This is a genomic window from Providencia sp. UF-224, from assembly GCF_058245955.1.
In genome coordinates this window covers 1-22,699 of the sequence record NZ_JBSICC010000017.1, presented here as the reverse complement: position 1 = coordinate 22,699, position 22,699 = coordinate 1, and the positions used below count along the sequence as shown (strand labels likewise).

Genomic DNA, 22,699 nt, shown 5'->3' with positions numbered 1-22,699 from the left:
ATTTTACGAACCCTATTTTTATCACTAATGAATCTAAATTAATTTTCAAGCTATGCCATTTTCATTAAGGAGCTAAATAAGATGATACGTTGTGTTCGTATGTGGACAGGTGAAGATGGAAATTCCCTGTTTGAAGAAGGCACGCTGGAACTCGATAGTGTTGCCCGTGGAGATAGTCAAACCCCAGCCATTTCAGTCAGCGAACTGACTTTCCGTGAAACCGTGTCAGGTGGATCATGGGATTGGCATAAAGATCCCGTTCCTCGTTATGTGATCACGCTCACTGGCACCTTAGAATTTGAAACCAAAGATGGTTCTAAATTTATAATTAATCCAGGTGATATTTTACTCGCTCAAGATAATACCGGAACAGGCCATAAGTGGCGGTTGATCGGTGATGACCCATGGCGGCGTGCTTATGTTGTCTATCAAGAAGGCACTGATCTGTGCTTCACACCGACCAAAAAATAGAGGCTTTTTTATGACTAAACCTATAGCAGAAAATGTTGATATTGCGCTGATCGGTGCAGGGATCATGAGTGCGACACTCGGTACGTTCTTAAAAGAACTTGAACCATCGCTGACGGTTGCGGTTTTTGAACGCTTAAATGATTGCGCGCAGGAAAGCTCACACCCGTGGAATAACGCAGGAACAGGTCACGCAGCCAACTGTGAGATGAACTACACCCCGCCAAACCCTGATGGCACTGTCGATATCAGCAAAGCCCTTGAAGTAAATACAGAATTTGATTTATCCCGCCAGTTATGGTCATACCTTGTCACAAAAGGGAAAATCAAAAACCCACGCGATTTTATTCACCCTTGCCCCCATATGAGCTTTGTTTGGGGCGCCGACAATGTCAAATTCTTACAACAGCGCTTTAAGCAAATGTCCGCTCACCACTGCTATCACAATATGGAATACAGTGATGATCCAAAACAAATCAATGATTGGGCACCGTTGTTAATGGAAGGCCGTGAAGACGACAAAAATATTGCCGTCACGCGTGTGGTAACAGGTGCGGACGTTGATTATGGTGCACTAACGCACTTATTGATGGCGCAACTTAGTGAACAGTCAGGTTTTTCACTTCACTATAAGCATGAAGTCGTTGATGTCACACAAACCCCTGATGGCCGTTGGAATGTGGAAGTCAAAAACTTACTGACCCACGAAAAACACATTACATCGGCAAAATTTGTGTTTGTTGGCGCTGGTGGGCGCGCTATTGAACTATTGCAAAAATCAGGTATCCCTGAAGGAAAAGGCTATGGTGGCTTCCCTGTCAGTGGTATTTGGCTACGCTGTGATGATGAAAAAGTCGCGGCTCGACATCATGCAAAAGTGTATGGAAAAGCCGACAAAGGTTCTCCACCAATGTCAGTTCCACATTTAGATACGCGAATTATTGGCGGAAAACGTTCCTTACTGTTTGGCCCATATGCTGGTTTTTCCAGTAAATTTTTAAAACATGGCTCTTATTTAGACCTGTTTGAATCTATTCGCCTCAACAATATTGAGCCAATGCTGGCGATTGCAAAAGATAACTGGTCACTCGCGGAATACCTCGTGGGGCAAGTACTGCAAACCTCCGCACACCAATTTGCTACATTGCAAAAGTTCTACCCAGATGCACAGCATGAAGATTGGAAAGAAGTTGTCGCTGGCCAACGTGTGCAAATTATCAAGCCAGATCACGATAAAAAAGGGGTTTTGGAGTTTGGTACCGAGCTGATTACCAGCGCAGATAAATCATTCACTGTACTGATGGGCGCATCTCCAGGCGCATCAACCGCAGCCTTTATTGCCTTAAACGTACTCAAAGACTGTTTTGCGGATCAGCTTAAAGCTGATGGCTGGGAAGCGAAGCTAAAAGCGATTATTCCAACTTATGGCATTGATTTAAAACAAGATGCAAAAGCGTGTTTAGATATTCGTACTGCAACCGCTAAAGTGCTGCAATTAGATAATTAAACATTGATAAGGTTGGGAAATCACTTCCCAACCTTTATCGAGTATTAGAACAAAATTACGCGAAAGCCCGGGTTCAAGAATGACTCCCTCGGTGTGTAATCTAACGTTTTTCCGTTCCAATCAACCACTTTCGCCCCCGCACCAATCGCAACTGCATGACCTGCGGCGGTATCCCAAATATTCGTCGGTCCAAACCGTGGGTAAAGCTGCGCTTTTCCTTCCGCGACAAGGCAGAACTTGAGTGATGAACCAATTTCAGCGGTCGTGTGCTCCCCCATTTGCGCTAAATAATCCATTAACTCGCTATCTTGATGGGAACGGCTGATGACAATCACGGGCGGTTTCCCATCATACACATGGATTTGCTGCTTATGACCACCTTCTTCTTTCCATGCTTGGTTTCCCTCTGCATAGTAAAGTAACCCTTTTGCGGGGGCATATACGACCCCCATAACTGGGACACCGTTTTCAATTAGCGCAATATTGACAGTAAAATCCCCATTGCGGTTAATGAATTCTTTGGTGCCATCAAGTGGGTCAATCAACCAATAACGCTGCCAGTGTTGCCTTACCGACCACTCAGGTGGATCTTCTTCTGAAAGCTGTGGAATATCAGGGGCAATGCGTGTTAGACCAGCGGCAATAATATGGTGTGCGGCAATATCCGCCTCCGTGACAGGGGAGTTGTCACTTTTATGATCAACCCGCAATGGCTCTTGTGCATTGTAAGTTTCCATAATGGCATAACCCGCTTCTTGAGCCAGTTCGCAAATTTGTTGTAGCATGTTATTCACCTCTCTCCCGTTGACCTTTACAGCAAGAGTAGCAAGTGCATAAAATTTACGCCATAAAAAATGCCTTGGCGCAGAAAAACACCAAGGCATCAATTCAAATAGTGATTAAAATCGCTATTCTTATAAAATTTCTAACAGTTCAACTTCAAAAACAAGTGTGCTAAATGGTGGAATTGATGCACCTGCACCGCGCTCACCATAAGCTAATTCATGAGGGATATACAGTTCCCATTTAGAACCAACAGGCATCAGCGTCAGTGCTTCGATCCAACCTGGGATCACGCCGCTGACTGGGAATTCAGCTGGCTGACCACGTTGAACGGAGCTATCAAACACAGAGCCATCAATTAAACGGCCAGTGTAATGAACACGAACACGGTCAGAGCGAGATGGGATAGCGCCTTCGCCTTGGTTGATCACAGAGAATTGCAAACCAGATTCAGTTGTTGAAACGCCTTCGCGTTTTTGGTTTTCATCGAGGAATTTCTGGCCTTCTTCCGCCATTGCAGCTTGGCGAGCAACACGAACTTCATCTGCACGTTCATGAATTTCACGTAATGCTTTGTGCAAGGTTTCAACAGGCACAGATGGCATGTTGCCTTCTAATGCATCAACCAGACCTGCTAAAATTGCGTTTGGTACTAAACCTTCTAGACCAGACTCTAATAATTGCTGCCCAACTTGTAGGCCAATACCGTAGCTTGCTTGAGCTTCTACTGAATCAAAATTTTGGTTTGCCATGAAAATACCCATATGGTTTTTGCTAAAAAAACAAGAATAGCAGCCCCCCTGCTATGGGTAAACCCAAACCGTCAATCTAAATAATAAAACGTCTGTGTGGCGCATGAATTTGCTCAGTGTTCTCCGAAAAATCGTATCAAGCGCTTAAATTACGCAAAAACAGTGTTAGTATGCGTATAAATACGCCTTAATTAGTTCATTACCTCGTCAAGGAGGAGTGATGGTTAAACTATCGAAATTTCATCTCTATAGCATTGCTGTATTAGCGTTGATTGTTGTGGTTGCCCTGTTTTGGCCAACGGGTGATAAGCCGTTGAATAACACGCCACAAAACCAGCCGATCGTCATTCCACCCCCAACAACACCCGATATCACACCTGATCCTATTCAAGAGCCTGAAGGTAATGTAGAGGGAATACCAACAGAACCTGAAATTGTGCCGGAGCCCATAGAGCCTGCACCAACTGAACCGCCAACGGTAACACCACCAACACAGCCGCAAGAGCCGCAAGTCACGCGCCCATCGGCAAATGAGTGGCAAAATTACCGGGTTCAAAAAGGGAAAACTCTAGCGCAATTATTCCGTGATAATAATTTACAAGCTAACGATGCCTTTATCATGGCCCGCGTCGAAGGGGCTGAAAAACCGTTGAGTAATTTACGTCAGGGGCAAAAAGTTCGCTTAAAAGCCAATGGGAAAGGGGAAGTTCAGTTGCTGGAAACTACAGCTTCTGATGGAAAAACCTATAGTTTTGCAAGGCTCAGCGATGGGAGTTACTACCGTACACCGTAGTCACTAATGGATCGCCAATATGGAATGTCAGAAAATAAAAAACACCGGACTTAGCCGGTGTTTTTTTGTTGGCACCATCGATAAATCGACAGCACCTATCATCATTATTGATTACTCAGCAACGATGATAACGTTCAGCTCTGCGAAAACATCGCTGTGTAACTGGAAGTGAACTTCGTGGTCACCAGTAGTACGCAGAACGCCGTTTGGCAGGCGAACTTCGCTTTTCGCGATTTTAACGCCAGCTGCAGTTACTGCATCAGCGATATCACGAGTACCGATTGAACCGAACAGTTTACCTTCGTCACCAGCTTTAGAAGCTAAAGTTACAGAACCCAGAGCAGTAACAGCTGCTGCACGAGCCTGTGCTGCTGCCAGAACGTCAGCTAATTTAGCTTCCAGTTCAGCGCGGCGTGCTTCGAAGAATTCGATGTTTTTCTTAGTCGCAGGAACAGCTTTGCCCTGTGGAACTAAGAAGTTACGAGCATAGCCCGATTTAACGTTAACCTGATCACCCAGGCTACCTAGGTTAGCTACTTTATCAAGCAGAATAACTTGCATTACCTTATCCTCTATTAGTCGTTAATGGACTGTACCAATTACTGATGACGATCAGTATATGGTAACAGAGACAGGTAGCGAGCGCGCTTGATAGCACGAGCGAGCTGGCGTTGATATTTTGCACGAGTACCGGTGATACGGCTTGGTACAATTTTACCACTTTCAGTGATATAGTTTTTCAGCGTTGCGATATCTTTATAGTCGATCTCTTGAACGCCTTCCGCTGTGAAACGGCAGAACTTGCGACGACGGAAATAACGTGCCATATGGCTAGTCTCCAGAATCTATCAAATCAATCTGCTCGGCATGGAGGACTATCTTGCTGATCCCATTGCGCCCTTGATGGGTACTAATGAAACCGCTTACTGTAATCCAACTGCCGACCGTTAAACTGTGAGTATGAGCTTGTAAGGTTTGCCCGCTAGCAATTATGGGCATTCTGCACCATGCTTGCCTTGACAATCCCGCTTCCTGTTGTTGTGAACGATGTTCTAAAACAAACTGGCAGTGAGGGATGCCTGACGGACTCACTTTTCGAATCAATGCTTTACAGACTGTGCCTGTCAGCACCAAACGATTAGTGGACACCTGCGCAATTACTCTTCAGAATCCCCAGTTTCTTCTACTTCTTCATCCTGATAATCATCAGAAAGGTCACGGCCACGACGTTCGTCTTTAGCTTTAACCATTGGAGAAGCTTCTGTTACTGCGTGTTTTAAGCGCATAACCATGCTGCGGATAACGGCATCGTTGAAGCGGAAGTTAGTTTCCAGCTCATCAATCGCTTCCTGCGGTGCTTCTACGTTCAGAAGAACATAGTGAGCTTTGTGCAGTTTGTTGATTGGGTAAGCCAGTTGACGGCGGCCCCAGTCTTCCAGACGGTGAATCTGACCTTGTGCGTTAGTGATTACTGCACTGTAACGCTCGATCATGCCCGGAACCTGTTCGCTTTGGTCAGGATGGACCATAAAAACGATTTCGTAATGACGCATTAGTAGTTGCTCCTTACGGATTATTAGCCTCCTGTCTGGGTTAACCGCGGCCCGCGGAGGCAAGGAACTTGTTGAGTGCGGCTAAAAAATTGACGCGTAACTATACCCATCCCTGAGATAAAACTCAAGAGATGGATGCAGTTTTACACAAATATTATTTTTCGCCCGAAACAGGCAAGCGCTGGCGCACGGCTTCAAATAAGCAAACGCCTGTCGCTACTGACACATTCAGTGAAGAGACTGAACCGGCCATCGGGATGCTGATTAACTCGTCGCAATGTTCACGCGTTAAACGGCGCATGCCCTCGCCTTCAGCGCCCATCACTAATGCAACAGAGCCCGTCAGTTTGCTTTGATATAAATTATGGTCTGCCTCACCCGCCGTGCCCACAATCCAAACATTGTATTCTTGTAATAAGCGCAATGTTCTGGCCAGATTCGTGACACGGATCAGCGGCACATTTTCTGCGGCGCCACACGCTACTTTTTTCGCGGTTGCATTCAATTGCGCCGATTTGTCTTTCGGTACAATCACTGCATGCACACCTGCGGCATCTGCGCTACGCAAGCAAGCGCCTAAATTGTGCGGATCTGTCACGCCATCAAGTACCAGTAAGAATGGTGATGGAGTGCTTTCGAGCAAATCAGGTAAATCACCTTCTTGATACTGCTTACCCGGTAAAACTTTCGCGATGATCCCTTGGTGGACTGCCCCTTCAGTTTGGCTATCCATCCACTGGCGATTTGCAACTTGGACAACAACGCCTAACGCTTCAATTTCATGCACGATAGGCATTAATCGGCGATCTTCACGGCCTTTTAGGATATACACTTCTTTAATGCGTTGCGGTGAACGCTCAAGCAAGGCTTTCACTGCGTGAATGCCGTAAATAATTTCGCTCATAACAGTCTTATGTCTTAGTCAAAATGAGAAAAGTGACGTTCTTACGCCACTTTCGTTAATTAACAATGCATTACGCTAATAAAAAAGATTATCCCTCTTGTTTTGAGGATTTCTTCGCCACGCGTTTTGCTTTTATTTTTGCCGTAATTTTCTTGGTTTTATCGGAAGGTTTTTTTCCCTTTCCTTTACCTTTTGCATCGGGTTTTGCTTCGCTGTTTTTCCCTTTTTTCTCGGAACGGCGAAATGCAGAATCTGGCTCGAAGTTTTTATCTTTGCTCGCTTGCGCTTTTCGGCGGGCTGGGCGCGCTGCATTTTTTACTTCTTGCTTCATTTTATCCCGTGCAGTTTTACCCGGTGCTTTCGCTTTACGGGTAGTTGAAATTAACGCGAAATCAATGGTGCGTTCATCCATATGCACCGCTTCCACCCGAATTTCCACTTCATCACCAAGACGATAAGTTGTGCCTGATGATTCACCGATTAAGCGTTGGCCAACCGCATCATAACGATAATAATCGTTATCAAGAGTAGAAATATGCACTAAACCATCAATAAATAAATCATTGAGGCGAACAAAGAAGCCAAAACCAGTCACGCTAGTAATCAAGCCTTTGAAGACTTGCCCGACTTGGTCTTGCATAAAGTCACACTTCAACCAGTCAGCGACATCCCGCGTTGCTTCATCCGCGCGGCGTTCCGTCATCGAACAGTGCTCACCCAGTTGCAGCATGCTGTCCATGTCGGAGTGCCAGCCACCCGTTTCTGTCCAACGCTTATCTGAATGACCGTATTCTTTTGCCAACAGGTATTTAATACCACGGTGCAGCGTTAAGTCAGGGTAACGACGGATTGGCGAGGTAAAGTGCGCGTATGATTTCAGCCCTAAACCAAAGTGACCACGGTTTTCAGGGTCATAAATCGCTTGTTTCATCGAACGCAAGATCATGGTTTGCAGTAATTCATGATCAGGGCGCTCAGCCACTTCATTCATGACTTGAGCATAATCTTTTGGCTCAGGCTTCATACCACCTGGCAATGTCAGTCCTAACTCACTGAAGACTGAGCGTAAATTCATTACGCTTTCTTCTTTTGGACGGTCATGCACACGGTACAATGCAGGCTCTTCGTTTTTCTCAACAAACCTTGCAGCCGCAATGTTAGCTAAAATCATGCATTCTTCAATTAATTTGTGTGCATCATTTCGCTCGACGGGCTCGATGCTTTCAATACGACGCTCAGCATTAAAAATAAATTTCGCTTCTTCCGATTCAAAAGAAATCGCACCGCGCTCAATGCGCGCCGCATCTAACGCTTTGTACAACTGATGTAAATGTTCAATGTGAGGAACCAGCGCTTTATAATGTTCACGCAGTTCTTCATCACCTTCCAAGATTTTCCAGACTTTTGTATAGGTCAACCTTGCATGGGAATTCATCACCGCTTCATAGAATTTATATGAAGACAGCTTCCCTGAAGCTGATACCGTCATTTCGCACACCATACACAGGCGGTCTACCCCTGGGTTCAATGAGCAAAGGCCATTAGAAAGGACTTCTGGCAACATCGGTACAACTTGAGATGGGAAATACACTGAGTTACCGCGGCCGCGTGCCTCAGAATCCAGCGCTGTTTGTGGGCGCACATAATAGCTCACATCCGCAATGGCAACCCATAAACGCCAACCACCACCTTTTTTCGGCGCACAGTGAACAGCATCATCAAAGTCACGGGCATCTTCACCATCGATAGTCACGAGTGGCAAATCGCGTAAATCCATACGCCCTTTTTTCGCTGACTCCGGCACATGTTCACTTAAATCAGCGACTTGTTTTTCAACTTGCGGCGGCCAAGAGTGCGGAATTTCATGAGTACGCAGGGCGATTTCAACCGCCATGCCCGTTCCCATGGTTTCCCCAAGCACTTCAATGATATTTCCCACCGCTTGAGAACGGCGCTGTGGACGAGTGACTAACTCAACAACCACGACGTTACCCATGCGAGCACCGCAAATGCGGTCTTTCGGGATCAAGATATCAAAGCTAAGGCGGCTATCATCTGGCACCACAAACCCCATGCCTGATTCAATAAAATAGCGGCCGACAATTTGGTTGTTTCTTGGCTCAAGTACGCGAACTACACGCACTTCAGTACGACCTTTACGGTCTTGCCCGTACGGCTGCGCTAAAATTACGTCACCGTGCAGTGCGCGTTTCATCTCATCTTGAGATAAATAATAATCTTCTTTTTTACCCTCAACACGCAGGAAACCATAGCCATCACGGTGGCCAATCACTTTCCCTTTTAATAAATCCAAACGCTCTGGCAATGCATAGCATTGGCGGCGTGTAAATACGAGTTGACCATCACGTTCCATGGCTCTTAATCGACGGCGTAAAGCTTCTAATTCATCTTCCGTAGAAAGATTGAGTAACTGAGCGATTTCTTCGCGATTGGCTGGGGCAGTACGCTTCGAGATTAAGTCGAGAATGAATTCTCTACTTGGAATTGGGGACTCGTATTTTTCTGCTTCTCTTTCCTGAAAAGGATCTTGTGACATCGTTACCTCCGTTGTCATCAGAATTCATAATCACTGCGAATATTAATCAAGCAGCAATTGATAGAGCGGGCTGTTATCTTTCACCATGTCCGCCAGCGTATATTGATCAAGTTCTTGTAAAAACTGCTGTATTGCTTGGTGTAGCACACCTTTTAAACGACACGCAGGTGTTATGTGGCAAAATTCACCACTACAATTAACAAGGGTTAGGGGTTCTAATGCTCTAACAACATCCCCTATACGAATTGATTCTGCTGGTTGCCCTAGTGTAATCCCGCCATTTTTGCCACGAGTGGCTTTTATATAACCTAAATGACTGAGCTGATTGATGATTTTAACCATGTGGTTACGCGAAACGCCATAAACGTCCGTCACCTCTGTAATACTGGTCATCTTCCCTTCACCCAGAGAAGCCAGATAAATAAGAGCTCGTAATCCATAGTCGGTAAAACTCGTCAGTTGCACAATCACCTCAAAATTTTGGCTTTTACTCATACGACCAAAAATGAGTTGGTCGAAAATTTTCTCACGTATTTTAAAATGCAAATAACCTAATTTGAACCTAAATTCCGCTAGGTTATGCACAAAATATAGCATGCAAATAAATTATGTGTTCATAAATACAGTTTAGCGTATTACGTATCGCAAATATGCATATCATTGCACAGAATCTGCACACAAAAGTGACTTAGTTCAATCATTATGGGGAATTTTGACTGTTTTATCAAAGAAGTTGCATCACGGAGGGAGGTAAAGCAGTAAAAAAACTGCGCCTGTATTAGGCGCAGTCAGTATTATTACTCAACGTCAAACGGGTCACGCAGGATCATTGTTTCAGAACGATCTGGACCGGTTGAAATAATATCAACAGGGATACCCGTTAATTCTTCAACACGTTTGATGTAGTTCAGAGCTGCTTGTGGCAGTAATTCTCTTTGTTTCACACCAAAAGTGGTTTCTTTCCAACCTGGCATTGATTCGTAATCTGGCTCTAAACCATCCCACTCATCCGCAGCTAAAGGCGTTGTTTCAAGTATTTTGCCATCTGGACGACGGTAGCCCACACAGATTTTCACTTCTTCTAAACCGTCTAAAACATCCAGTTTAGTCATGCAGAAACCTGAAAGTGAGTTGATTTGCACCGCGCGCTTGATTGCAACAATATCTAACCAACCAGTACGACGTTTACGACCTGTGGTAGCACCAAACTCTTGACCTTTCTCACGCAGGAATTCACCCACTTCGTCAAACAGTTCAGTTGGGAATGGACCCGCACCAACACGTGTTGAGTAAGCTTTGATGATACCCAGTACGTAGTTAACATAACGTGGACCTAAACCAGAACCTGTTGCAACACCACCCGCAGTGGTATTTGAAGAGGTTACATACGGATAAGTACCGTGGTCGATGTCCAGTAATGTGCCTTGTGCACCTTCAAACATCACGAATTCGTTGTTCTGGCTTGCTTTGTACAGCAGATCAGATACATCGATTACCATGCCAGTCAGGATATCGGCAACAGCCATGATATCGTCTAGCGTTTTTTGGTAATCAACAGCAGGTTCTTTATAGTAATTAACGAGTTGGAAGTTATGGTATTCGACGATTTCTTTTAATTTTTCTGCAAAAGTTGCTTTATCGAATAAATCACCAACACGTAAGCCACGACGAGCAACTTTGTCTTCGTAAGCAGGACCAATACCACGACCAGTTGTTCCGATTGCTTTGGAACCACGTGCTTTTTCACGCGCATTATCTAATGCAACATGATAAGGCAGGATCAGAGGGCATGCTTCTGAAAGACGTAAACGTTCGCGAACAGGAACACCGCGGTCTTCCAATTCTTTCATCTCTTTCATTAATGCGTCTGGCGCAAGAACAACACCATTAGCGATGATGCTGATGACATTTTCACGAAGAATACCGGATGGAATTAAGTGGAGAACGGTTTTTTCACCGTTTACAACAAGCGTATGGCCAGCATTATGGCCGCCCTGATAGCGAACTACATATTTAGCGCGCTCTGTCAGCAAGTCGACGATCTTGCCCTTCCCTTCGTCACCCCATTGGGTGCCCAGTACGACAACGTTCTTACCCATTTCGAAATACACTCGGTTGCTTAAAAATGAATTCTACCATCAAAAATGAACTGTTCCAGTGATATTTTGGCATTGCTAAAATTTTTTTCTGGAAAGCAAGTTAAATGGTATTTTTATTTCTGCCGTAAACCCAAAATGAATGTAATCAGTTGAGCAGCTTAAATTTTCCCTGAAAAATCCTATACTTAAAACGACAGGCGAAAAAAAGCCCACCGAAGCGGGCTTTTCTTTAATAGATTAACAGTTATTTTGCTAGGTTGCACGCAACTTAGTCTGATTATTTATTAATCTGTTGCACGAAGCTTAGTTGGTGCTTTCATGAAGCGGAAGAAGTCAGTGTCTGGGCTTAATACCATCACGTCTTCACCACTCTTGAAGCTTTGCTCATAGGCACGTAAGCTACGAATAAACGCATAGAACTCTGGATCTTGGTTGAATGCATCAGCAAACAATTTTGTTGCCATCGCATCACCTTCACCTCGGTAAGTCAGTGCAGTACGCTCTGCTTCTGCCAGTGTTTCAGTTACAGTTTTATCTGCAACCGCACGGATCTTAGTCGCTTCTTCTTGACCTTGTGAACGGTGCTGACGAGCAACCGCTTCACGCTCTGCACGCATACGTGCATAGATAGCCTCAGAAACTTCGTTTGGCAGTTCAATACGTTTAATACGCACGTCGACAACTTCGATACCTAACGCCGCCATACTGTTTGCATTCACAACCAGTGGCTTCAAGTTAGTTTCTTTTTCAACACGTGCTGCCGCATCAGCAATCGCTGCATCCGCTTCTTTTGTTGCGTCGTCAATTGCAGTACCTTTGTTCAAGGCATCGCGCACATCAACGGTTAAACGACCACGTGAATCCGTGATGATGTCTTTAACGCTTAAACGACCAAACTCAGAACGTAAACGGTCACTAAACTTACGTTTTAACAGGGTTTCCGCTTGATATGGATTACCACCACCCGTTGCCACATAGTAGCGACTGAAGTCAGTAACACGCCATTTCAGGTAGGAGTCCACCATTAAGTCTTTGTTTTCGCTTGTCAGATAACGGTCAGCTTGGATTTCCAGTGTCTGAATACGTGCATCTAGCATTTTTACAGTTTCAATAAATGGAACTTTAAAATGCAGACCCGGCTCATAAATGATCGGCTTGTTTTCAGAATCACGCAGAACCTTACCAAAACGCAATACGATGCCGCGGTCAGTTTGAGGAACAATAAAGATAGATGCGTATGCAACTGCCAAGATGGCAATAACGATAACAATTAGCGATTTACGCATGATTATTGTCTCCCTACTCTAACAGCATCACCACGAACAGCGCTGTTTGGCTGTGCTGGCGTTGCAGCAGAAGATGACGCACTGTTACTTGGCGTCGCCATTCTTGCTGACGGATTAACTTTTGACGTTGAAGCCGCATCTGAGTTTGTACCGCGCATGATTTGGTCAAGCGGTAGCACTAACATGCTGTTGCTCTTATCATTCGCAATAACTTTACGTGTATTACTTAACACACGCTCCATCGTATCGATGTAAAGACGCTCACGCGTAATTTCTGGCGCTGCACGGTATTCAGGTAACATTTTCGCAAAGCTTGCTACCTCACCCTCTGCTTTGAAGACCACACTCGCTTTATACGCTTCGGCTTCTTCAATCAGGCGTTGTGCGTTACCTTTTGCCAGTGGAAGAACTTCATTTCGGTAAGCATGCGCTTCACGAATGGTTTTTTGTTCTTCTTCCCTTGCTGAAATTACGTCATCGAATGCCGCTTTAACATCTTCAGGTGGACGCGCTGCTTGGAAGTTGACGTCCAGCAGTGTGATACCCATTTTGTATGGTGCGATTGTCGCTTCGAGCTCTTTTTGTGTCACATCACGGATAAAGGCACGATTCGTAGTCAATACTTGCTCCATGGCTGATTGACCAATAACACCACGCACAGCACTATCTAACGCCTGACGCAGACTGTTGTCTGGGTTGGTCACGCTAAATAAGTATTGAGCAGGGTCTGTCACACGGTATTGAACGTTCATTTCAACGCGGATCACGTTTTCATCTGACGTCAACATCATGCCATTTGTTGCTTGTTCACGTACAGTTTCTACGTTGACAGGCACGACTCTATCAATGAATGTTGGTTTCCAGTTCAGACCAGGTCCAACAACACCGCTATATTCACCAAAACGTAACACTACGCCGCGGTCACTTTCTTTGATGGTGTAGAAGCCTGAACCTGCCCAGACAACTACGATAGCGGCAAGTGCTAGCATACCTAAACGACCGCTGATTTGTGAAGGCTGTTTGTTCTCGCCATCACCACCATTGCCGCCTTTATTTCCGCCCAGCTTGCTGCCTATTTTACGAAAGAGATCGTCGAGATCATAAGCCCCACGTTTTCGACCACCTTTGTTCCCGCCAGAGTTGCCGCCTTTATTGCCGCTTCCCCACGGATCGCGGTCTTGTCCGTCATTACCGGGCTGATTCCACGCCATGTTTTAGCTCCATTCTTTATGATTGATTTTCAGGGCTAAGAGCTCCACTCAGCGCACTAAAAGTATGCTAAGTTTGTGTGTCTCTTAATATCAATTCCATTGCCTAACGACGCTGTTAAACCACGTAGTCAGGTAATTGCTGCTCTTGTTTGCACAAACGTCGCCAATCCACCATTGGCATACGCACCTCAAGGCCGATTGAGCCGTCATCTTCCAACCATTCACGTTCGATTGACTGGAGTTGATAAAAACGACTACGCAAACGACCTTCATTTGGTGGTAAACGCAATTCATAATGTGCGATTTCACCAGAAAGGCGTTCCGTCAATGCTTGTAACAGCAATGGGATACCTTCACCTGTTTGCGCTGAAACCCAAACGCGAACGGGTTTGTTATCCTCATCTCTGTCAATACGCGGGACAAAATCCTCCAGCATATCAACTTTGTTCATCACTAAAAGTGCTGGTATTTCATCCGCTTCAATTTCTTCCAACACGCTTTCAACTGCATGGATATTTTCATCCAAGCGAGCATCTGCTGCATCGATAACGTGCAGCAATAACGTTGCTTCACGTGTTTCTTGCAGGGTTGCTTTAAATGCAGCAACCAAATCATGTGGCAAGTGACGGATAAAACCCACGGTATCCGCCAAAACGACAACACCGACATCCTCAACATTAATACGACGAAGCGTCGGGTCGAGTGTCGCAAATAGCTGATCTGCAGCATAAACATCCGCAGACGTCATACGGTTAAATAAACTCGATTTACCCGCATTGGTGTAACCCACGAGAGAAATTGTCGGAATATCCGCTTTACTTCTCGCTTGACGCCCTTGTTCACGCTGTTTTTCTACTCGGCTAAGACGCGATAAAATCTGTTTGATTTTATCCCTTAATAACCGACGGTCTGTTTCAAGCTGAGTTTCACCAGGACCACGTAAACCAATCCCGCCTTTTTGGCGCTCAAGGTGTGTCCATCCTCTCACTAAGCGAGTGGATAAATGACGTAACTGTGCCAATTCAACTTGAAGCTTGCCTTCGTGCGTACGCGCGCGTTGAGCAAATATATCTAAAATTACCCCTGTACGGTCAACCACCTTACATTGGCAAATCCTTTCGAGATTACGTTCTTGAGCAGGGCTTAGCGTATGGTTAAACAACACCACATCTGCGCCACTTTCCTCAACGGCTTGGGCTATCTCTTCAGCTTTACCTTCCCCAACAAAAAACTTTGGGTGAGGCGCCTTACGACTGCCTGTGACTATTTGTACGGGTTTTACCCCAGCAGATGTCACGAGTGACTCAAATTCTGCCAGATTATCAACGTCTTTTTCTTGAGAAAAAAAGACATGGACTAACACAGCAAGTTCACCGCCTTCATACCTATCAAACAAGGTGCAACCTCTTAGGCTAAACAATAATTGCAAAGGAAAAACACAGGTACAGTCTCCCTACCCATGCTTTCCTTGTCTTTTAGCGTACAAACTTACTCAGTAGCTTCGCCATCCTGCGATGCAGGAGCACCAGAATGGTAATTACCATTGCCTGTGCTACCACCCGGTGTACCACTGTGGTGAGAAACAGGGCGTGCAGGGACGACAGTAGAGATAGCGTGTTTATAAACCATCTGACTAACTGTGTTTTTTAATAAAATGACAAATTGGTCAAAAGATTCAATTTGCCCCTGCAATTTGATGCCATTAACGAGATAAATAGAGACCGGAACCCTTTCACGACGTAATGCGTTCAGGAACGGATCTTGCAAAGATTGCCCCTTAGCCATTCTATGTTTTCCTTATTTTGTTGTTTTTAAATGAGAATCTTTAAGATTCCAAAAAGTAACTACTCAAAAATTGCGCTTAACGTTCTAATTGTACACAAACATCAGTCCTATGCACGTACTACCTGCATAACTGTGTCAAGCGCCTGCTGAGGTTGCTCACTATCTAACCAGTGAACATTCTCCCAGCTTCTTAACCAGGTAATCTGGCGTTTTGCCAATTGGCGTGTTGCACAAATTCCCCGATAAATCATTTCATCATGGCTAATTTCGCCATCCAAGTATGACCACATTTGCCGATATCCCACGCAACGAATGGCTGGAAGATCAACATGTAAATCACCTCGTTGGTAAAGAGCACGAACTTCTTTTTCAAAACCTGCGTTTATCATCAGATGAAAACGTTGTTCTATACGTTCATGTAAAATTTTACGATCTTGTGGCGCAATAGCAAACTGAAACACATTATAAGGTAATTCTTCCCCTGCTGTTTGTGTCATTTCAGTCAAAGTTTGTCCTGAAATGAGATATACCTCTAAAGCACGGGATAATCTTTGTGGATCATTTGGGTGGATCCTCGCCGCCGCAACAGGGTCTACTTCGGCTAATTGACGATGAACTTCACTCCATCCATGCTCTTGTGCTATCTGTTCTATTTGTGCTCGCACACTTGCATCAGCAGAAGGCAACGGTGAAAGCCCTTCTAGCAATGCTTTGAAATACAGCATTGTGCCACCAACAAGTAACGGTATTTTACCTTGTGCAGTAATCTCACTCATTACTTTTAATGCGTCACGACGAAAATCAGCAGCAGAATAAGGCAGAGATGGATCGAGAATATCAATCAAACGATGAGGGGCTTGGCTGAGTTCCTCGGCTGTTGGTTTTGCTGTACCAATATCCATTCCACGGTAAATTAACGCCGAATCGACACTAATAATTTCCACAGGCAAATGCTTGCGAAGTTCTATCGCTAAAGCGGTTTTACCTGAAGCTGTTGGCCCCATTAGGAATATTGCATCAGGTTTTTTCTGAGTTACTGAATCACTCATTTGTTAGTGTAGCTACCACGGATTGTAAATTAATTAATTGTAATAATGTTGGTGGGGGATTTTTTACCCACTGCGGACAAATCCGCTCAACATCAGCCAGCAACTGAACAGCCTGTGCTAAACTCCAACTTTCTTCTGTTTTCACCTGTGAAACCGCTTTGGCTAGCCATTGTGCGATATCTTGTTGGGTGAGACTTTCTTTTGTCGATAAAAAACCGATCAAATCTGAAAAAAGTTGCGATAAATTTTGTGTTCTTAATGGTAACGATACCGTATGAATTGTCACTTTTCCATGAAATATCGTGGCTTCGATACCAAATATTGTCAATTGTTCCTTGTACCGCTGTAAAACCTCTATTTCATCGTTTTTAAGTGACAATTTTAGCGGTATTAATAATGGCTGCGGCTTGAGGTTTTCCCCCTCTGGCGACAATTGCGCTAATTTCAATAAATAATTAGCTTCCGTTAAGGATAACAGGATTAGTCCCAACGAAGACTCAATTAATGCAAAGTTTTTTGAGTAAATTGTCAATACCTTGCCAAAAAGGTAGTTATCCGCATTTTTTGCCACAGGTTGTGAAGAAACTTGAAACGTATCCACAGGTTGGCGTTCAGGAAAAAGCGGTTTTTTATCTTCCTCAGCGACAGGGATAGACATCAAACTTTGATAAAGGTCTCCCGATTTTTTATCGTAGTTGGTGCCATAATTTTTTGGCTCTACATTCCCAGCAAATTGTGATGCGGGTTTGGGCTGGGGAAAACTCGATGTCGTCGTGCTTGCAGGTTTATAAGCGGTCTGTGGTTCACGTGCGGTTCTCTCAACCTGTGATTCAGCAGGATTAGGCTTCGAAGCAGGAACAGGAGAAGAAAAATAGTTATCCCCCGCTGAAGAGCGGTTTTCGAGCTCAGTACTTGCAGGCTCTATTCCGGGTAATTCACCTATCGATGCCGCTTCAAGGAGCACTGTACGCACGGCTTGATAAATAAAATCATGCACTAAGCGTGCTTGATGAAAGCGAACTTCATGTTTTGCGGGATGGACATTAACATCCACTTGTTTTGGGTCGATGGTCAAATACAGAACATAAGCAGGCTGTTGGTTTTCGTCTAAATAACCTTCAAATGCTTGGCGGATCGCATGGTTAATTAGCCGATCTCGCATCATCCGCCCATTCACATAACAGTACTGTGTTTCACTCACGGGGGTATTTGATGGGGAAACCACCCAGCCCTTTATTGTGAGGTCGCTATGCTCCCATGCTAGCGCCAATGCGCCTTGCATAAACCCCGTACCACAGATAGTCCCAAGTCGCCTTTCTTGTTGAATTTCATCATGGGCAGCACGGTACTGTTTCACCAGTTTTCCGTTATGAGTCAAATTGATAGCCACATCAGGGCGCGATAATGCAATACGGCGAACCACCTCATCAATATGGCCAAACTCGGTTTTTTCGGTGCGCATAAATTTGCGGCGCGCAGGGGTGTTATAGAATAAATCGAGCACTTCAACCGTCGTGCCATTGGGGTGTGCAGCAGGCTTTACCGTCACTTCCATATCCCGCCCTTCAGCGTAGGATTGCCACGCTTCGGTTTGGTCAGCAGGTTTTGACGTCAATGTTAACCGTGAAACTGAGCTAATGCTCGCTAATGCTTCCCCGCGAAAGCCCATACTCATAATGGCTTCGAGGTCATCAAGTGTCGCAATTTTACTGGTCGCATGGCGCGCAAGGGCGAGGATCAATTCGTCTTTGTTGATCCCACAGCCATTATCACGAATACGGATCAGTTTCTCTCCCCCACGCTCAATATCAATATCAATGCGTGTTGCCTTGGCATCAAGGCTGTTCTCAACCAGCTCTTTTACGACAGATGCAGGTCTTTCGACCACCTCACCCGCTGCAATTTGGTTCGCTAATTGAGGAGAGAGAATATGTATTGCCATTACTCAATTCCTTATTTGGGTGCTGCTTGAATCGGATTCGCAAGAAAATATTGGCGCAACCCTAAGTGAATAGCCTCAGCCACTGCATCTTGGAATTCATTGGATTTGAGCAGTTGCTCTTCCGCCGCATTACTGATGAAGCCTGTTTCAACTAAGATTGACGGAATATCGGGAGAACGTAGAACCCCAAGGCTGGCATGCTCTGGCGTTTTTTTATGAATATTGCCTACTTTTCTTAATTGTTGAATCACTTGAACAGCGACATCGTATCCCACACGCTGGGAATGACCGAACTGTAAATCCAATACTGCTTGGCTTAAGTACGGATCTGCACCACTGAGCGCATCACCAGCACCACCTAATAATTCAGATTGTTTTTCACGTTGTTCTAACCAGCTACCTAACTCACTGTTTGCACGGCGGTTTGATAACACCCAAACGGAGGCACCACGTGCGCTGCTATTCGGTGCTGAGTCCGCATGGATAGACACCAACATATTTGCGCCTTTTTTACGTGCAACTTCAGAGCGCCCACCGACAGAAATAAAGTAGTCGCCATCACGAGTCATCGCAGGTTTGAACATAGGATCAGCTTCAAGACGCTGATAGAGTTTTTTTGCAACACTCAGTGTTACGTCTTTCTCTTTATAACCGTTTTTCCCAATCGCACCCGGGTCTTTCCCCCCATGCCCTGCATCAATGGCGATCACCACCTGTTTGCTGCCTTTTGGCATGCTCTTGTATTTTACTGGGGCAGGTGTTGAAACAGGCGCAGGCGCTGGGGTATTCATTTTTAACGGCTTGTCCTGTGTGTTATTCACCACAGGAGCAACATTATTATTGGTGTGATTAAATGGCGCTGAACTGGTTGAATTACCTGTTGAAATCGTCAGAACTAATTGGTATTCGCTACCCACTTGCTTTAGAACAGCTTTGGTTTTTGCAGCGCGGGATAATTCCATCACCAGACGTTTATGTTGGTTGTCCGAAGGTTGACTTGAACGCACCACTTTGACCAAATCACCCGCAGGGACTTTTAGCGGTAAGCCAAGAATGTCACCTCGTTGTTTAACATCAACAACCAGTCGCTCAGGTGAATGCAATGGGAAATAAGAGTAATCAGGCTTACCATCAATAAAGCTTAGTGTGACCTCAGCTTGCGATGGGCTATTATTCACTTGAATATTCGACAGTGTTGCGGCTTGTGCTTGCACAGCAAAAAGCCATGCTAATAAAAGCATAAAAAGGACAAAAGCTGCCAAAAAACCCTTTCTTGTTATTCTGTGCATTGATGCATTCAACATGAGCAATAAGTTCCTTAGAATTGGGGTAATGCTTCTAACAACGACTCCCCATTTGCAGACAAAGCAACAATGTGAGCCTGACGCCCTTCATCTTGATACGTGAGATGGAGCTCAAGATCCGCTTCGGGTAAAAAACCTTTACCTTGTTGCGGCCATTCAACCAAACAGATCGAATTTTCAGAAAAATAGTCACGAATTCCCATAAATTCAAGTTCTTCAGGATCGGCTAAGCGATAAAGATCGAAATGAAAAACATGGCGATCCGCTAATTCATAAGGCTCAACCAATGTATAAGTTGGGCTCTTCACATGGCCTTGATGGCCCAGTGCTTGTAAGAAGCCACGGCTAAACGTGGTTTTCCCTGCACCAAGGTCGCCATATAGGTGAATGACTGCGCCTTGGCGACAAGCGCCGGCGAGTGTGCGACCAAGTGCAACAGTTTGCGCTTCATCAGCAAGTTGTATTGTGCATTCTTTCATAGTGTTCTTTTGTGACATTATTGCTGGCTGTGTTGCCGATTTATCGCCTAACAACGGCTATTTGTATACAGTAGGAAGTCCATTTCAATTCCTCCGAATATCATTCACTATCTTAACCTAAGCGCCATTATTTTTCTTAATTAACATTGCTGGAATGATCAGTTCAGAAATATCTTATAATAGATCTAAACACTTAAAGGCACTCTTTTCATTCATTTTGAGAAAAAATGCTTCCATGATAGAGTGCCAGCCGTTTTATTTTACCGTGACAGGATCTGATGGCCACACTTCTCGATCTCAACCTTCTCGCTCAACTGATCAAACAATGGGGCATTGAAGCAGGCTTCCAACAAGTGGGGATCTGCGATACTGACTTGTCCGCGGAAGAACCCAAACTGCAAGCATGGCTTGATAAGCAGTACCACGGTGAAATGGAATGGATGAACCGCCACGGAATGATGCGAGCACGCCCCCATGAGCTTCATCCGGGTACTTTACGAGCCATCAGTGTTCGCATGAATTATTTGCCAGCCAAAGCCGCATTTGCCAGCACACTGAATAACCCTGAGCTCGGCTATGTGAGCCGCTATGCCCTCGGCCGCGACTATCATAAGCTATTAAAAAAACGCTTAAAAGTCCTTGCTGATCGTATTTTAGCTTACTGCCGAGATTTTGATGGGGCGCTTCTTGCGGATGGTACAACCGTCGAGGATCTCAACTTTCGCCCCTTTGTTGATTCTGCCCCTATATTAGAACGGCCTATTGCCGTTAAGGCGGGTTTAGGCTGGACCGGAAAACACTCATTAGTCTTGAATCGTGAAGCGGGCTCGTGGTTTTTCCTTGGTGAGCTGCTGATTAACCTACCTGTTCCGATTGATAAACCCATTGAAGATGGCTGCGGTCGCTGTGTTGCATGTATGACAACCTGTCCAACAGGCGCCATTGTTGAGCCTTATACTGTTGATGCAAGACGCTGTATTTCCTACTTAACAATTGAACTTGATAGCGCGATACCAGAAGAATTTCGCCCATTAATGGGAAATCGAATTTATGGTTGTGATGATTGCCAGCTAATTTGCCCATGGAATCGTTTTTCACAGCTAACTGACGAAGACGATTTTAGCCCAAGGCAAGCGCTACATACGCCAGAGCTTCTTGAATTATTCGCATGGGATGAAGACAAATTTTTGAAGGTAACCGAAGGCTCTGCTATCCGCCGTATTGGCTATATTAAATGGTTAAGAAACATCAGTGTTGCACTGGGCAATGCGCCTTATCAAGATAGCGTCGTACTTGCGTTACAAAACAGGTTAGGGATCAACGAAATGTTAGACGAACACTTTCACTGGTCTATAGAACAGCAGCTTAACCGACGCTTAGAGAACCAAGTGACAATTCAAACTTCACAACAAAAACGCCTTGTACGCGCCATTACTAAAGGTTTACCTCGCGACGCCTAAAAAAAGCCCTGCCATATAACTGAAATCTATAATTGTCAAATCGATGTGAATAAAATAAAAAACTGCTTTGCAGACAATAGGTAAAGAATTTGCAAGTTGTGCTTAGCACATTTTCAAAAAATAAATTCATCGACTATAAATCAATGAGTTATAGATAAGCGTTCAGGCTATCTTTGCTAGACAGTACAAAAAAAATTGTTGTGTTAGCCTGTGGATAACTCTGTGCAATAAGTTATTTCAAATTGGCATATAGATGTGCAGCAACTCAATAGGCTGTGGATAACTTTTTGATGCTGAATTGTGAAGAAAAACGCTGATTTTATGTTAACTAACCGAAAAAAGCTGTCAAAATATCAGGTTAAAATAAAAATTTGACTGAGTTAAATAAAAAACACATTTTTGTTTATTATTTAAACATTACTCTTCAGACGTTAAATACCTTTTGAGTGCCCTATTGGTAAGGGGTGGCTATTCTATGGCGACCTGAAGTCGAATGCAAGCAAAAATCAAAATTAGATCCAAAAAAGATCGGCGAAGGCGCGTGGATCCTAGCTTAACAAAGGCACAGACAATAAAATCACGTACAAAAACCCATTAGATGAAATAAGTAATTTCACTTAGCGCTTTAGTCGCTTAATATCGTTTGAATTGAAGTTATGAAAATAAAACTGAGGTAATGTAAATAAGATATTGGAGCGGGAAACGAGACTCGAACTCGCGACCCCGACCTTGGCAAGGTCGTGCTCTACCAACTGAGCTATTCCCGC

At 44.6% G+C, this 22,699-nt stretch carries 22 protein-coding genes and 1 tRNA gene; 4 read left to right on the top strand and 19 right to left on the bottom strand.

Annotation, left to right across the window (positions count from 1 at the left end):
• The first annotated feature begins 81 nt into the window (after window positions 1–81).
• Together AC4IFO_RS15480 and mqo are read left to right on the top strand one after the other, a co-directional pair.
• On the top strand, window positions 82–471 hold the full coding sequence (locus AC4IFO_RS15480) for a cupin domain-containing protein (RefSeq protein WP_272573907.1): 390 nt from the start codon (window positions 82–84) through the stop codon (window positions 469–471).
• A 10-nt stretch (window positions 472–481) separates the two neighbouring features.
• On the top strand, window positions 482–1,975 hold the full coding sequence (gene mqo / locus AC4IFO_RS15475; protein ID WP_490735678.1) for a malate dehydrogenase (quinone): 1,494 nt from the start codon (window positions 482–484) through the stop codon (window positions 1,973–1,975).
• Between the two features lie 44 nt (window positions 1,976–2,019).
• On the opposite strand, the gene cysQ is transcribed toward mqo, so the two are convergent.
• Window positions 2,020–2,760, bottom strand: coding sequence for a 3'(2'),5'-bisphosphate nucleotidase CysQ (cysQ, locus tag AC4IFO_RS15470; RefSeq protein ID WP_490735676.1), 741 nt, complete (start codon window positions 2,758–2,760; stop codon window positions 2,020–2,022).
• Between the two features lie 129 nt (window positions 2,761–2,889).
• Window positions 2,890–3,510 carry a BamJ family beta-barrel-assembly machinery protein gene (bamJ, locus tag AC4IFO_RS15465; RefSeq protein ID WP_490735674.1) on the bottom strand — a complete coding sequence of 207 codons (621 nt, stop codon included), beginning with the start codon at window positions 3,508–3,510 and terminating at the stop codon, window positions 2,890–2,892.
• A gap of 220 nt (window positions 3,511–3,730) precedes the next feature.
• On the opposite strand from bamJ, the gene AC4IFO_RS15460 reads away from it, so the two are divergent.
• The gene (locus AC4IFO_RS15460; protein ID WP_490735672.1) at window positions 3,731–4,303 is read left to right on the top strand and encodes a LysM-like peptidoglycan-binding domain-containing protein; all 573 of its coding nucleotides are present in this window, start codon (window positions 3,731–3,733) and stop codon (window positions 4,301–4,303) included.
• 111 nt (window positions 4,304–4,414) lie between these two features.
• Here AC4IFO_RS15460 and rplI read toward each other — a convergent pair whose 3' ends face one another.
• The 16 genes from rplI to tsaE form a co-directional block, all read right to left on the bottom strand.
• Window positions 4,415–4,864: a 50S ribosomal protein L9 gene (gene rplI / locus AC4IFO_RS15455; RefSeq protein ID WP_206083173.1), complete on the bottom strand. Its 450-nt coding sequence runs from the start codon at window positions 4,862–4,864 to the stop codon at window positions 4,415–4,417.
• Window positions 4,865–4,902: 38 nt separating this feature from the next.
• Window positions 4,903–5,130, bottom strand: coding sequence for a 30S ribosomal protein S18 (gene rpsR, locus AC4IFO_RS15450; RefSeq protein WP_000135199.1), 228 nt, complete (start codon window positions 5,128–5,130; stop codon window positions 4,903–4,905).
• A gap of 4 nt (window positions 5,131–5,134) precedes the next feature.
• Entirely contained in the window at window positions 5,135–5,452 is a 318-nt protein-coding gene (gene priB / locus AC4IFO_RS15445; protein ID WP_219244914.1) for a primosomal replication protein N, read from the bottom strand.
• A gap of 8 nt (window positions 5,453–5,460) precedes the next feature.
• Complete coding sequence (gene rpsF, locus AC4IFO_RS15440) at window positions 5,461–5,856, bottom strand: 30S ribosomal protein S6 (RefSeq protein WP_219249534.1); 396 nt, start codon at window positions 5,854–5,856, stop codon at window positions 5,461–5,463.
• A gap of 154 nt (window positions 5,857–6,010) precedes the next feature.
• Window positions 6,011–6,760, bottom strand: a complete 750-nt coding sequence (gene rlmB / locus AC4IFO_RS15435) for a 23S rRNA (guanosine(2251)-2'-O)-methyltransferase RlmB (protein WP_219244915.1) — start codon at window positions 6,758–6,760, stop codon at window positions 6,011–6,013.
• Window positions 6,761–6,848: 88 nt separating this feature from the next.
• A complete protein-coding gene (gene rnr / locus AC4IFO_RS15430) occupies window positions 6,849–9,317 on the bottom strand; it encodes a ribonuclease R (protein ID WP_490735669.1) in 2,469 nt (822 codons plus the stop codon).
• Between the two features lie 42 nt (window positions 9,318–9,359).
• On the bottom strand, window positions 9,360–9,782 hold the full coding sequence (gene nsrR, locus AC4IFO_RS15425) for a nitric oxide-sensing transcriptional repressor NsrR (protein ID WP_219244917.1): 423 nt from the start codon (window positions 9,780–9,782) through the stop codon (window positions 9,360–9,362).
• Between the two features lie 332 nt (window positions 9,783–10,114).
• Window positions 10,115–11,416, bottom strand: a complete 1,302-nt coding sequence (locus tag AC4IFO_RS15420) for an adenylosuccinate synthase (protein ID WP_490735666.1) — start codon at window positions 11,414–11,416, stop codon at window positions 10,115–10,117.
• Window positions 11,417–11,700: 284 nt separating this feature from the next.
• Window positions 11,701–12,702 carry a protease modulator HflC gene (gene hflC / locus AC4IFO_RS15415; protein ID WP_225820591.1) on the bottom strand — a complete coding sequence of 334 codons (1,002 nt, stop codon included), beginning with the start codon at window positions 12,700–12,702 and terminating at the stop codon, window positions 11,701–11,703.
• 2 nt (window positions 12,703–12,704) lie between these two features.
• Window positions 12,705–13,913, bottom strand: a complete 1,209-nt coding sequence (gene hflK / locus AC4IFO_RS15410) for an FtsH protease activity modulator HflK (protein ID WP_219244920.1) — start codon at window positions 13,911–13,913, stop codon at window positions 12,705–12,707.
• Window positions 13,914–14,028: 115 nt separating this feature from the next.
• Complete coding sequence (hflX, locus tag AC4IFO_RS15405) at window positions 14,029–15,309, bottom strand: ribosome rescue GTPase HflX (RefSeq protein ID WP_219244921.1); 1,281 nt, start codon at window positions 15,307–15,309, stop codon at window positions 14,029–14,031.
• A 92-nt stretch (window positions 15,310–15,401) separates the two neighbouring features.
• Window positions 15,402–15,698, bottom strand: coding sequence for an RNA chaperone Hfq (hfq, locus tag AC4IFO_RS15400; protein ID WP_490735663.1), 297 nt, complete (start codon window positions 15,696–15,698; stop codon window positions 15,402–15,404).
• Window positions 15,699–15,805: 107 nt separating this feature from the next.
• A complete protein-coding gene (miaA, locus tag AC4IFO_RS15395; protein WP_490735660.1) occupies window positions 15,806–16,747 on the bottom strand; it encodes a tRNA (adenosine(37)-N6)-dimethylallyltransferase MiaA in 942 nt (313 codons plus the stop codon).
• Window positions 16,740–18,689 carry a DNA mismatch repair endonuclease MutL gene (mutL, locus tag AC4IFO_RS15390; RefSeq protein ID WP_490735658.1) on the bottom strand — a complete coding sequence of 650 codons (1,950 nt, stop codon included), beginning with the start codon at window positions 18,687–18,689 and terminating at the stop codon, window positions 16,740–16,742. Before mutL ends, miaA begins: the two co-directional genes overlap by 8 nt.
• 11 nt (window positions 18,690–18,700) lie before the next feature.
• The gene (gene amiB / locus AC4IFO_RS15385; RefSeq protein WP_490735656.1) at window positions 18,701–19,993 is read right to left on the bottom strand and encodes an N-acetylmuramoyl-L-alanine amidase AmiB; all 1,293 of its coding nucleotides are present in this window, start codon (window positions 19,991–19,993) and stop codon (window positions 18,701–18,703) included.
• Window positions 19,994–20,007: 14 nt separating this feature from the next.
• Window positions 20,008–20,472 (bottom strand): tRNA (adenosine(37)-N6)-threonylcarbamoyltransferase complex ATPase subunit type 1 TsaE, encoded by a 465-nt coding sequence (gene tsaE / locus AC4IFO_RS15380; protein ID WP_430253148.1) that lies wholly within the window; start codon window positions 20,470–20,472, stop codon window positions 20,008–20,010.
• Window positions 20,473–20,750: 278 nt separating this feature from the next.
• Here tsaE and queG point away from each other — a divergent pair, with 278 nt between their 5' ends.
• The gene (gene queG, locus AC4IFO_RS15375; RefSeq protein WP_490735654.1) at window positions 20,751–21,932 is read left to right on the top strand and encodes a tRNA epoxyqueuosine(34) reductase QueG; all 1,182 of its coding nucleotides are present in this window, start codon (window positions 20,751–20,753) and stop codon (window positions 21,930–21,932) included.
• A 691-nt stretch (window positions 21,933–22,623) separates the two neighbouring features.
• Here queG and AC4IFO_RS15370 read toward each other — a convergent pair.
• A tRNA-Gly gene (locus AC4IFO_RS15370) sits at window positions 22,624–22,699 on the bottom strand.

Coding starts and splice junctions, on each gene's coding strand:
- rpsF (WP_219249534.1), bottom strand. CDS start 5,856: ATGCGTCATTACGAAATCGTTTTTATGGTCCATCCTGACCAAAGCGAA.
- rpsR (WP_000135199.1), bottom strand. CDS start 5,130: ATGGCACGTTATTTCCGTCGTCGCAAGTTCTGCCGTTTCACAGCGGAA.
- rlmB (WP_219244915.1), bottom strand. CDS start 6,760: ATGAGCGAAATTATTTACGGCATTCACGCAGTGAAAGCCTTGCTTGAG.
- mutL (WP_490735658.1), bottom strand. CDS start 18,689: ATGGCAATACATATTCTCTCTCCTCAATTAGCGAACCAAATTGCAGCG.
- miaA (WP_490735660.1), bottom strand. CDS start 16,747: ATGAGTGATTCAGTAACTCAGAAAAAACCTGATGCAATATTCCTAATG.
- hflK (WP_219244920.1), bottom strand. CDS start 13,913: ATGGCGTGGAATCAGCCCGGTAATGACGGACAAGACCGCGATCCGTGG.
- rnr (WP_490735669.1), bottom strand. CDS start 9,317: ATGTCACAAGATCCTTTTCAGGAAAGAGAAGCAGAAAAATACGAGTCC.
- hflC (WP_225820591.1), bottom strand. CDS start 12,702: ATGCGTAAATCGCTAATTGTTATCGTTATTGCCATCTTGGCAGTTGCA.
- AC4IFO_RS15420 (WP_490735666.1), bottom strand. CDS start 11,416: ATGGGTAAGAACGTTGTCGTACTGGGCACCCAATGGGGTGACGAAGGG.
- rplI (WP_206083173.1), bottom strand. CDS start 4,864: ATGCAAGTTATTCTGCTTGATAAAGTAGCTAACCTAGGTAGCCTGGGT.
- tsaE (WP_430253148.1), bottom strand. CDS start 20,472: ATGAAAGAATGCACAATACAACTTGCTGATGAAGCGCAAACTGTTGCA.
- cysQ (WP_490735676.1), bottom strand. CDS start 2,760: ATGCTACAACAAATTTGCGAACTGGCTCAAGAAGCGGGTTATGCCATT.
- mqo (WP_490735678.1), top strand. CDS start 482: ATGACTAAACCTATAGCAGAAAATGTTGATATTGCGCTGATCGGTGCA.
- queG (WP_490735654.1), top strand. CDS start 20,751: ATGGCCACACTTCTCGATCTCAACCTTCTCGCTCAACTGATCAAACAA.
- AC4IFO_RS15480 (WP_272573907.1), top strand. CDS start 82: ATGATACGTTGTGTTCGTATGTGGACAGGTGAAGATGGAAATTCCCTG.
- hfq (WP_490735663.1), bottom strand. CDS start 15,698: ATGGCTAAGGGGCAATCTTTGCAAGATCCGTTCCTGAACGCATTACGT.
- AC4IFO_RS15460 (WP_490735672.1), top strand. CDS start 3,731: ATGGTTAAACTATCGAAATTTCATCTCTATAGCATTGCTGTATTAGCG.
- amiB (WP_490735656.1), bottom strand. CDS start 19,993: ATGTTGAATGCATCAATGCACAGAATAACAAGAAAGGGTTTTTTGGCA.
- bamJ (WP_490735674.1), bottom strand. CDS start 3,510: ATGGCAAACCAAAATTTTGATTCAGTAGAAGCTCAAGCAAGCTACGGT.